We start from the raw sequence: 8689 nt of genomic DNA, 5'->3' as shown, positions 1-8689 counted from the left end.
TGCAGCCTGTGTGCTTTCGTCCGGGCGGTTGGGGCTTGCGGCTGCGTCGTGTGTGCTTCGGGCGCTCGGTGGCGAGACGGCCGCGAACGGGTCGCTCGTAAGGCTCGCTCTGTGCGGGGTTGGGTTGGGGACGGATGGTTGAGCGGCGGGTTTGCAGCCTGTGTGCTTTCGTCCGGGCGGTTGGGGCTTGCGGCTGCGTCGTGTGTGCTTCGGGCGCTCGGTGGCGAGACGGCCGCGAACGGGTCGCATCGTCGGCATGTCGGTGCACGCATCGGCGTTGTGGCGGATCCCGCACCAACGAGCCGCAGTAGGGCGGTAGCGTTCGAGGAGTCGCGTTTCGATCCCCGATCGGAGGTCACCGATGTCGGATGTCGCGCCCAACCCCGAGGGTTACCAGACACTCTGCCCGGTTCTCGTGATCGACGGCGCCGCAGCCGCGATCGACTTCTACAAACAGGTGTTCGGGGCTGATGAGCGCATGCGCACGCCTCGCCGGGACGGCACAGTCGCGCACTGTGAACTGAGGATCGGCGACTCATTGGTGATACTCGGTGATGCCGCGCCGGATAGGGGGTTGCTCGATCCCAAGGCGATCGGCGGCACGCCGGTGACCCTGCATGTCTTCGTCGACGACGCCGACGTCACCTTTGCGGCGGCGCTGGCCGCGGGTGCGAGGGAGCTGCGGCCGCTGACAACCAAGTTCTACGGTGATCGCAGCGGCACCTTCGAGGATCCATGGGGTCACAGTTGGATGGTCGCCACCCAGGTCGAGGACATCTTCGCCGAACAGATGCGGAAACGCACGCGCGAAATGGGGCAATGATTCGGCCTGCGGCACGCCGGTGATTGCCCCGATGGGTGGCACGAGACCGGAGGCGGGCAGGAGGCCCGTACGGCGATTCGGATGACATAGGTGGCCGCTCACCGGAACCCGGTGCGCCGCAACGGTTCAGCGTCCGTGCACCCGGCAATGCCGGACTGCTCGTTGGAAGCTCCGCGCCACATGGTCGAACGGGACGTCTTTCAGGGTTTGTGCCGATATCGACGCATAGTCCTCACCGAGGTCGGTGCGGAACTCTTCGGCGAACCGCAGGCCCAGTTGGTAGTGCTCGCTGACGAAGTTCACATCCGGCAGCCTGAAGTCATCCGGTACGTGCAAACCGAATCCGATCAAGACATCGTTCAGAAAGTCCACCACGCCGGGAATGGTTACCTCCCAGACCTCCTCCAGGCTGGGCACGGCGCCGACGTTGGGAGATGAGTCCTGGCTGACCGATCGCGCGGATACGTGGCTGTCTCTGGTCAAGACCGCCTGGACCACTGCGGCACGGTATTCGTCCTCGAATCTGAAGGCCACCGGCCACGCTCTGTCGATCAAGAGCACGTGCAGCAGGTCATGCTTGAGCACCCTGTCCTTCATCGTGCCGCACGGCAAGAAATACACGATGTTGAACGTGGGAAGCGTTCCCATCGACGACTTCAGCACTTCGAGAACGCTGGAGGTCGTTTCCGCCATGTAGCCATGGAAAGGTGAACCCGCCATGGGTGTCAAGCTCCCACCCATGACGGTGGCGCGCGCCCGCAGCTCGGGCTATCCAGCGGCCATCCGGGCTGATCAACCGTCCAAGTACACGTCGTCTGCGGGTCGGTACTGCTCAACCACGCCGGTCGTCTCGCCGAGCGCCCATGAGTGCGCGGCCAGACACCGGGAAACGCAGTCGAGGATGGCGGGAACCACTGCCGTCATCGCCGGGCGCCATCCGGGGACGGAATTGACCTCGCAGATGAGGAAACAGTCGGTGGCGGTGAACAGCAGGTCCACTCCGGCGATAGCCAACCCCAGGGTGCGGGCGGCCAGGACGGCCAGGGATTCCGCACGCGGATAGTCCCCCAGACATGACGAGCCGACACCCCCCTGGGCGATGTTGGAGGCGAGGGCGCCGTTGTGGGACGTGCGCACATACGCAGCGACAACCTTGCCATCGACTACGAGCACACGTAGGTCGCGGCCGTGTGAAGGCGCCACGTATTGCTGGAAGACGAGCGGTGCGGTCACCGCGAGCGCGGGCCCGATCTCCCGGAGAAGCCGAGTGCCGCGCGCGAGAAACACAGAGTTGCCCTGATACCCGGTGACCGGTTTGACCACGTACGGAGCGCCGAGGTCGGCGGTGCGCACCACACCTTCCAACGGAGCCGTCGCGTAGGAGAGAGTATCGGGCACAGGCAGGCCGGCCAAAGCCAGCTCCTGCAATTGCCAAATCTTGTTCCGGCACAGCAGGTGCGCGTCCAGCGGGTTCAGGAGCGTGGCCCCCATGCGCTCCAGGTGCCGCAGCAAGGTCACCTCGCGGTCGTGGTCCATCGATCCGGGCACCTGACGCACGAGCACAACCGCAGGGGAGGGCACATCCGCGCCGCCGAGAGTGCGTAGGACCAATTTCCCCGCACGGACGCCGAAGACGAATTCGTCAGTGCGCCAGACGGCGAACCGGGAACCATATCTCTGCTCGAGTGCATCGGCCAGCTCTTGGGTCGAACGGCGCAGCGAGGTCGGGTGCTCACGCGCCATCATCCACACGTCGTCAGCTACGGGAACCACCTTGTGCCCCATCCGATGAACCTATCGCGGCACCTCCCGGGTGCGAGCCGCTATTGAGAAACCCACCGCGGGGATGTGTTCGCGGGTTATCGGCGGGGGGCTCTCGACTCCGGGTAGACGTCGTCGTCGGTGAGGAGGGCGCTGCCCGCTACCTGGTCTTGGGCCAGGGCCTCCAGGAAGGCGCGGGCCCAGCGATCCACGTCGTGGGCGAGTACCTGGCGGCGCAGGGAGCGCATGCGGCGGCGTTTGGTGTCTCGGTCGTCTTCTATGGCGGAGACGATGGCATCCTTCACGCTGTCCAGGTCGTGCGGGTTGCACAGGTAGGCCTGGCGCAATTCGGCGGCGGCGCCGGTGAATTCGCTGAGCACCAGGGCGCCGTTGAGGCCGCTGTGGCAGGCCACGTATTCCTTGGCGACCAGGTTCATGCCATCGCGCAGCGGGGTCACCAGCATGACGTCTGCGGCCACGAAGAAGGCGATCAGTTCGTCGCGCGGGATGGGACGGTGCAGGTAGTGCACCACCGGGTAGCCGACCTGGGCGAATTCGCCGTTGATCCGGCCGACCTGACGCTCGATATCGCCGCGCATCTGGATGTAGCTCTCCACGCGCTCGCGGCTCGGGGTGGCCAACTGCACCATGACGGTCTCGGACGGATCCATCCGGCCCTCGATCAGCAGTTCCTCCAGCGCGTTGAGCCGGATATCGATGCCCTTGGTGTAGTCCAGCCGGTCGACGCCGAGCAGGATGTTCTTCGGATTGCCCAGTTCGGCACGGATTTTCGCGGCCCGCTCGCGGACCGACCGGCGCCGGGAATGCTCGTCCAACTCGGCCGAGGCGATCGAGATCGGGAAGGCGCCGACCCGCACGGTGCGGAAACCGACCTGGACGACGCCGAGCTTGGAGCGCACACCGATGGTGCCCCGCGAGGTGGGCTGCCCGGCCAGACGACGGGCCAGATACAGGAAGTTCTGCGCACCGCCGGGCAGGTGGAAGCCGATCAGGTCGGCGCCGAGCAGACCCTCGATGATCTCGGTCCGCCACGGCATCTGCATGAACAGCTCGACCGGCGGGAACGGGATGTGCAGGAAGAACCCGATGGTGAGATCGGGACGCAGCATCCGCAGCATCTTCGGCACCAGCTGTAGCTGATAGTCCTGCACCCAGACGGTGGCCCCCTCCGCCGCCACCTTGGCGGTGGCTTCGGCGAAACGGCGGTTCACCGTGACGTAGGCCGCCCACCAGGCGCGGTCGTAGGTGGGGCGCACGATCACGTCGTGGTAGAGCGGCCACAGCGTGCCGTTGGAGAAGCCCTCGTAGTAGTCGGCCACCTCCTGCGCCGACAGCGGCACCGGATACAGCTCGAGGCCGTCCTCGATGATCGGATCGATATCGACGTCGGGTACGCCGGCCCAGCCGACCCAAGCCCCCTTGTTATTGCGCAGTACCGGCTCCAGCGCGGTGACCAGGCCACCGGGGCTGCGTTTCCACCGGGACGTGCCATCGGGCAGTCGCTCCAGGTCGACGGGCAATCGATTGGCCACCACGACGAAACCGGAACCGGCCCCATCGGTTTCGATCGGCCCGGTCTCGGTCGCGCGCAACGGTTCGTCGGCTGGCAGGGCGTGCTCGGAGTCGTTGGACGGCTGGTCGGTCATCTGGTCCACTCACGCATCCTTTGCGCGTCGCTATTCCCGGTGAAGTTGTCGGTCGACGGCGCCGTTGTCGTCGAGCGTGGGTCGGTGGGCTACTCGCCCCGGCTGTTGGGGCCGATGCCGAGCATCGACAGCAGCATCCGGCACTCGTCGGCGTCCTCCGCGTAGGCCGCGACGACGCGCTGGGCCTGACGTGCGGTCTCGTCGGCGAGTGGTTCCAGGTCGTCGTCCGCGATGTCGTTCGCGCTGCCCTTCGCGGCCATCTTCTAGTCCTCCCGGCTCATTACGCTCGTACGTGCGAATAGTCAATGGTATATGGATCCGGTCGAGGCGCGCCCAACCCGGATCCTTGTTCCCCCCTTGGTCGGTGCGTCGCCGCTCGGGTACCTATAGCGTGGGGGGCCGCAGCATCAACTCCACGAAAGGGTCGACAATGCCGCTGGCCACGGTAAACGGAATATCCCTCAACTACCAGGTCAAGGGTGACCGGGCCAAGGGCACCGACGTGAAGGGCGCGGCGCCGCTGGTCGTGATGATCATGGGCACCGGCAGTCCGGGCCGGGTGTGGGAACTACATCAGGTGCCCGCGCTGGTCGCCGGTGGCTACCGGGTCTGCACCTTCGACAACCGTGGCATCGCGCCGTCCTTCGAGGCCGCGTCCGGCATGACCATCGACGATCTGGTCGGCGATACCGCCGGGCTCATCGAACTGCTCGACGAGGGCCCCGCGCTGGTGGTCGGCACCTCGATGGGTGCGCGGGTGGCCCAGGAACTGGCGCTGGCCCGGCCGGAACTGGTGCGCAAGGCCGTATTCATGGCCGGACACGGCCGCCTCGACCAGTTCCAGAAGACCCTCTCGCTCGGTGAGCACGACCTCGATGCCAGCGGTGTGCAATTGCCCGCCAAATACGAGGCCGCGGTCACCGCCGTGATGAACCTGTCGCCCGCGACGATGGCCCAGTCCAACGCCGCACGGGATTGGCTGGACCTGTTCGAATTCACCGGCGGCCCGGTGACCCCCGGCATTCGGGCCCAGCGCAGGATGGATCACGATTTCGACCGGGTGCAGGACTACCGCGGTATCACCGTGCCATGCCTGTCCATCGGATTCGCCGACGACCGGATGATTCCGCCCTACCTGTCGCGCGAGGTCGCCGAGGCCATTTCCGGCGCGCGCTACCACGAGATTCCCGACGCCGGGCACTTCGGTTACCTGGAGAAGCCCGAAGAGGTCAACAAAATCCTGCTCGATTTCTTCGCGGCCTGAGCGGGGGATTCCGATCGGGCCACACCAATCGGGCCCGAGGTAACCGCCTACGCGTAACGTTCACCTTGCTAGGGTCGACACAACGCTCGGGGAGTCATCCGGCGCACCGTTCGTGTTCTGCACGGGCCCCGCGCCGGACGGGCCCAGGAGCCGATCCCGTATAAGCGCCAGTATCCAGTGAGGTGAAATTGAGCACCAACCCCTTCGATGACGAAGACGGCCGCTTCTTCGTCTTGGTCAACGACGAGGAACAGCATTCTCTGTGGCCGGCCTTCGCGGAGGTCCCGGCCGGTTGGCGAGTCGTGTTCGGCGAGGACAGCCGGGCCGCCTGCGTCGAATATGTCGAGAAGAACTGGACCGATATGCGTCCGAAGAGCCTGCGCGATGCGATGGCCGCCGATGATGCGGCCCGTCAGGGCGCCCAGTCCTGAGTCGCGGTATTCGATACTGCGCCGGGACAGCTCGTCGAGCCGCCGCTGCGTGGCACCGTAACCCGGTGTCACGCAGGCGGCGTGCCCGGTTATGATTGCACCGCTTTCCGCCTCCTTAGCTCAGTGGTAGAGCACTCGCCTTGTAAGCGAAAGGTCGTCAGTTCAATCCTGACAGGGGGCTCTTCCAGCCGCTGCGCGGCTGACTCGGTGGTAGAGGCCCTGTCCACAGGGGGCTCATACGGCAAAGGGTGGTCATCGTCGCGATGACCACCCTTCGTCGTCTCTGCTGTTGTCCAGGCGGATTCAGGCGGGAACGTTCGCCCCGTAGCCCAGCTCTCGCAGTGACTGCTTGATCTTGGCCTGCGCCTCGTCCAGCGACTTCGGCGACGGATGGTGGTTCGCGCCGGAGATGTCGAAGTTGCCCATGGTGAAGGCCGGAAAGACATGCACGTGCAGGTGCGGTACCTCGAGGCCGGCGATCAGCAGCCCGGCGCGCGGTGCGTCCCACGCCGCCCGCACCGCCTGCCCGATCTTCTGCGCCACCCCGTTGAGCCGGGCGAAGGTATCGCCGTCGACGTCTTGCCACTGGTCGATTTCCTTGCGCGGCACCACCAGCGTGTGCCCCGGCGTGACGGGAGCAATGGTCAGGAAGCCGACGAATTCGTCGTCCTCCCAAACGAATCGACCGGGGAGATCACCCGCGATGATCATGCTGAAGACAGAAGCCATGATTCGCAGGCTACGCCCCGCCGTTACCGGCCGAGGAAGCCCTAGACCGCGACGAAGTGCGACAGGATGCCCTGCACCTCGTAGATGTCGACCTGGCGAGTGAAACGCTTCTGCAACGGCTCGTGGGTGCTCGCGACCCAGATGACGAGTTCGGCGTCCAGGTCGAAGGTGCCCGCGGTCTCCACCGAGAAATGCGTGATGGAGCGGTACGGAACGCTGTGATAGCTCACTTTGCGCCCCGACAGCCCCTGCTTGTCGACCATGATCAGGCGGCGGTTGGTGAAGAGAATGGCATCGCGAACCAGCAGATACGCGGCGTAGACCTGCTCACCGTTGCCGAGCAGTTTCGCGTACTCCTGTTGCGCCTGCCCCGGATCGATGCGGCCGGCATTGCCCATAAGTCCGTCGATCAGACCCATCGCTAGCACATCCTTCGGGTGCTTCGGAGGTGGTCGATGTGGACGAATTGTCCACATCAATCCCCATCATCCTCCGTACACGGCGGTGACGGGGGAAACGCGACAATGGATTTCGCGCGTGCCGCGCCGGAATTCGCCGAGGCGTCGCCCCGCCGGTCACCCGCTAGTTACGGGCTCCGGCTCGAGGGACCGGGACCTGCACCTAAGCTGTTGGCCGTGCGCGTACTCGTCATCGGTTCAGGAGCCCGTGAACATGCCCTCGTGCTTGCCCTGCGCAAGGATCCTTCGGTCACCGCGCTGATCGCGGCCCCAGGCAATGCCGGGATCGCCCAGCACGCGGAGACCCGTGCGGTGGATCCGAGCTCGGCCGAGGCCGTGGTCGCGCTAGCCACCGACGTGCGGGCCGACCTGGTGGTGATCGGACCCGAGGTGCCACTGGTGCTCGGCGTCGCGGACGCGGTCCGGGCCGCGGGTATCGCATGCTTCGGCCCCTCTGCCGCGGCCGCCAGGATCGAAGGCTCCAAGGCCTTCGCGAAGGATGTCATGGCCGCCGCCGGGGTGAGCACCGCGCACAGCGAGGTCGTCGACAATCCGGCCGACCTCGATGCCGCACTGGACCGCTTCGGCCCGACCTGGGTGGTGAAGGACGACGGGCTCGCCGCGGGGAAGGGCGTCGTGGTGACCGCCGACCGCTCGGCCGCCCGCGACCACGGCGCCGAACTGCTGGAGCAGGGACATCCGGTGCTGCTCGAATCCTTCCTGGACGGACCGGAGGTCTCGCTGTTCTGCCTGGTCGACGGCGAGACCGTGGTTCCGCTGCTGCCCGCACAGGATCACAAGCGCGTCGGTGACGGCGACACCGGCCCGAACACCGGCGGCATGGGCGCGTACACGCCGTTGCCGTGGCTGCCCGAGGAGACGGTCACCGCCATCGTCGAGGATGTGGTCAAGCCGGTCGCCGCCGAATTGGTGCGCCGCGGCAGCGCTTTCTCCGGTCTGCTCTACGCGGGCCTGGCAATCGGCGCGGCCGGCCCCGCCGTCGTCGAATTCAACTGTCGCTTCGGTGATCCCGAGACCCAGGCGGTGCTGTCGCTACTGGACAGCCCGCTCGGCGAACTGCTCAACGCCACCGCCACCGGAACTCTCGCCGAGGTCGCGGCCCCCCGCTGGCGCGACGGCTCCGCCATCACCGTAGTGATCGCGGCCGAGAACTACCCGGGCCGCCCCCGACTCGGCGATGTCATCACCGGCATCGAGGACGGGACCAAAGACCCCACGGCCGCCGTCCTGCACGCGGGCACCGCACTCCGCGAAGACGGCGCCCTGGTCTCCGCGGGCGGCCGCGTCCTCAGCGTCGTCGGCGTCGGCGCCGACCTCGCCGAAGCCCGCACCAACGCCTACACCCGCATCGCCGGAATCAAACTCCCCGGCAGCCACTACCGCACCGACATCGGCCTCGCCGCCGTCGAAGAACGCATAGAGGTGTAATCGCTGTGTTTTCGGCCGCGCGGGCGCGGCGTGTTCGCGGCCCTGGATGTCTCGCTGCCGAGCGGCCGAGACTTGCGACTGCGTCGCGTGCGCTTCGGCCACTCGGC

At 66.5% G+C, this 8689-nt stretch carries 10 protein-coding genes and 1 tRNA gene; 5 read left to right on the top strand and 6 right to left on the bottom strand.

Going from position 1 to position 8689, the window contains the following annotated elements; genetic code table 11:
* The first annotated feature begins 361 nt into the window (after positions 1–361).
* Positions 362–823: a VOC family protein gene (locus AB0H61_RS38750; protein WP_357313854.1), complete on the top strand. Its 462-nt coding sequence runs from the start codon at positions 362–364 to the stop codon at positions 821–823.
* A gap of 126 nt (positions 824–949) precedes the next feature.
* Here AB0H61_RS38750 and AB0H61_RS38745 read toward each other — a convergent pair whose 3' ends face one another.
* From AB0H61_RS38745 to AB0H61_RS38730, 4 genes are all read right to left on the bottom strand, one after another.
* Positions 950–1516 (bottom strand): hypothetical protein, encoded by a 567-nt coding sequence (locus tag AB0H61_RS38745; RefSeq protein WP_357313851.1) that lies wholly within the window; start codon positions 1514–1516, stop codon positions 950–952.
* Positions 1517–1615: 99 nt separating this feature from the next.
* On the bottom strand, positions 1616–2608 hold the full coding sequence (locus AB0H61_RS38740; protein WP_357313848.1) for a RimK family alpha-L-glutamate ligase: 993 nt from the start codon (positions 2606–2608) through the stop codon (positions 1616–1618).
* Positions 2609–2682: 74 nt separating this feature from the next.
* Positions 2683–4251 carry a trehalose-6-phosphate synthase gene (locus AB0H61_RS38735; protein WP_357313857.1) on the bottom strand — a complete coding sequence of 523 codons (1569 nt, stop codon included), beginning with the start codon at positions 4249–4251 and terminating at the stop codon, positions 2683–2685.
* Between the two features lie 89 nt (positions 4252–4340).
* Positions 4341–4511, bottom strand: a complete 171-nt coding sequence (locus AB0H61_RS38730) for a hypothetical protein (protein ID WP_357313846.1) — start codon at positions 4509–4511, stop codon at positions 4341–4343.
* 170 nt (positions 4512–4681) lie between these two features.
* Between AB0H61_RS38730 and AB0H61_RS38725 the strand changes: the two genes are divergently transcribed.
* From AB0H61_RS38725 to AB0H61_RS38715, 3 genes are all read left to right on the top strand, one after another.
* Entirely contained in the window at positions 4682–5515 is an 834-nt protein-coding gene (locus AB0H61_RS38725; protein ID WP_357313844.1) for an alpha/beta hydrolase, read from the top strand.
* Between the two features lie 188 nt (positions 5516–5703).
* Positions 5704–5946 (top strand): MbtH family protein, encoded by a 243-nt coding sequence (locus AB0H61_RS38720; protein WP_011207082.1) that lies wholly within the window; start codon positions 5704–5706, stop codon positions 5944–5946.
* Positions 5947–6055: 109 nt separating this feature from the next.
* A tRNA-Thr gene (locus AB0H61_RS38715) sits at positions 6056–6127 on the top strand.
* 122 nt (positions 6128–6249) lie between these two features.
* On the opposite strand, the gene AB0H61_RS38710 is transcribed toward AB0H61_RS38715, so the two are convergent.
* Entirely contained in the window at positions 6250–6675 is a 426-nt protein-coding gene (locus AB0H61_RS38710) for an HIT family protein (protein WP_357313841.1), read from the bottom strand.
* 41 nt (positions 6676–6716) lie between these two features.
* The gene (locus AB0H61_RS38705) at positions 6717–7094 is read right to left on the bottom strand and encodes a PH domain-containing protein (protein WP_357313838.1); all 378 of its coding nucleotides are present in this window, start codon (positions 7092–7094) and stop codon (positions 6717–6719) included.
* A 216-nt stretch (positions 7095–7310) separates the two neighbouring features.
* Between AB0H61_RS38705 and purD the strand changes: the two genes are divergently transcribed.
* Positions 7311–8582: a phosphoribosylamine--glycine ligase gene (purD, locus tag AB0H61_RS38700; RefSeq protein WP_357313836.1), complete on the top strand. Its 1272-nt coding sequence runs from the start codon at positions 7311–7313 to the stop codon at positions 8580–8582.
* Positions 8583–8689 lie beyond the last annotated feature (107 nt).

This window comes from Nocardia sp. NPDC050710, assembly GCF_040654375.1.
Classification (GTDB): Bacteria; Actinomycetota; Actinomycetes; order Mycobacteriales; family Mycobacteriaceae; genus Nocardia.
This window is presented reverse-complemented; position numbering and strand designations above follow the sequence as displayed.

Bases quoted from the DNA above. Each gene is read 5' to 3' on its own strand.
- AB0H61_RS38705 (WP_357313838.1), bottom strand. From the start codon at position 7,094: ATGGGTCTGATCGACGGACTTATGGGCAATGCCGGCCGCATCGATCCG.
- AB0H61_RS38725 (WP_357313844.1), top strand. From the start codon at position 4,682: ATGCCGCTGGCCACGGTAAACGGAATATCCCTCAACTACCAGGTCAAG.
- AB0H61_RS38740 (WP_357313848.1), bottom strand. From the start codon at position 2,608: ATGGGGCACAAGGTGGTTCCCGTAGCTGACGACGTGTGGATGATGGCG.
- AB0H61_RS38735 (WP_357313857.1), bottom strand. From the start codon at position 4,251: ATGACCGACCAGCCGTCCAACGACTCCGAGCACGCCCTGCCAGCCGAC.
- AB0H61_RS38745 (WP_357313851.1), bottom strand. From the start codon at position 1,516: ATGGCGGAAACGACCTCCAGCGTTCTCGAAGTGCTGAAGTCGTCGATG.
- AB0H61_RS38730 (WP_357313846.1), bottom strand. From the start codon at position 4,511: ATGGCCGCGAAGGGCAGCGCGAACGACATCGCGGACGACGACCTGGAA.
- AB0H61_RS38750 (WP_357313854.1), top strand. From the start codon at position 362: ATGTCGGATGTCGCGCCCAACCCCGAGGGTTACCAGACACTCTGCCCG.
- AB0H61_RS38710 (WP_357313841.1), bottom strand. From the start codon at position 6,675: ATGGCTTCTGTCTTCAGCATGATCATCGCGGGTGATCTCCCCGGTCGA.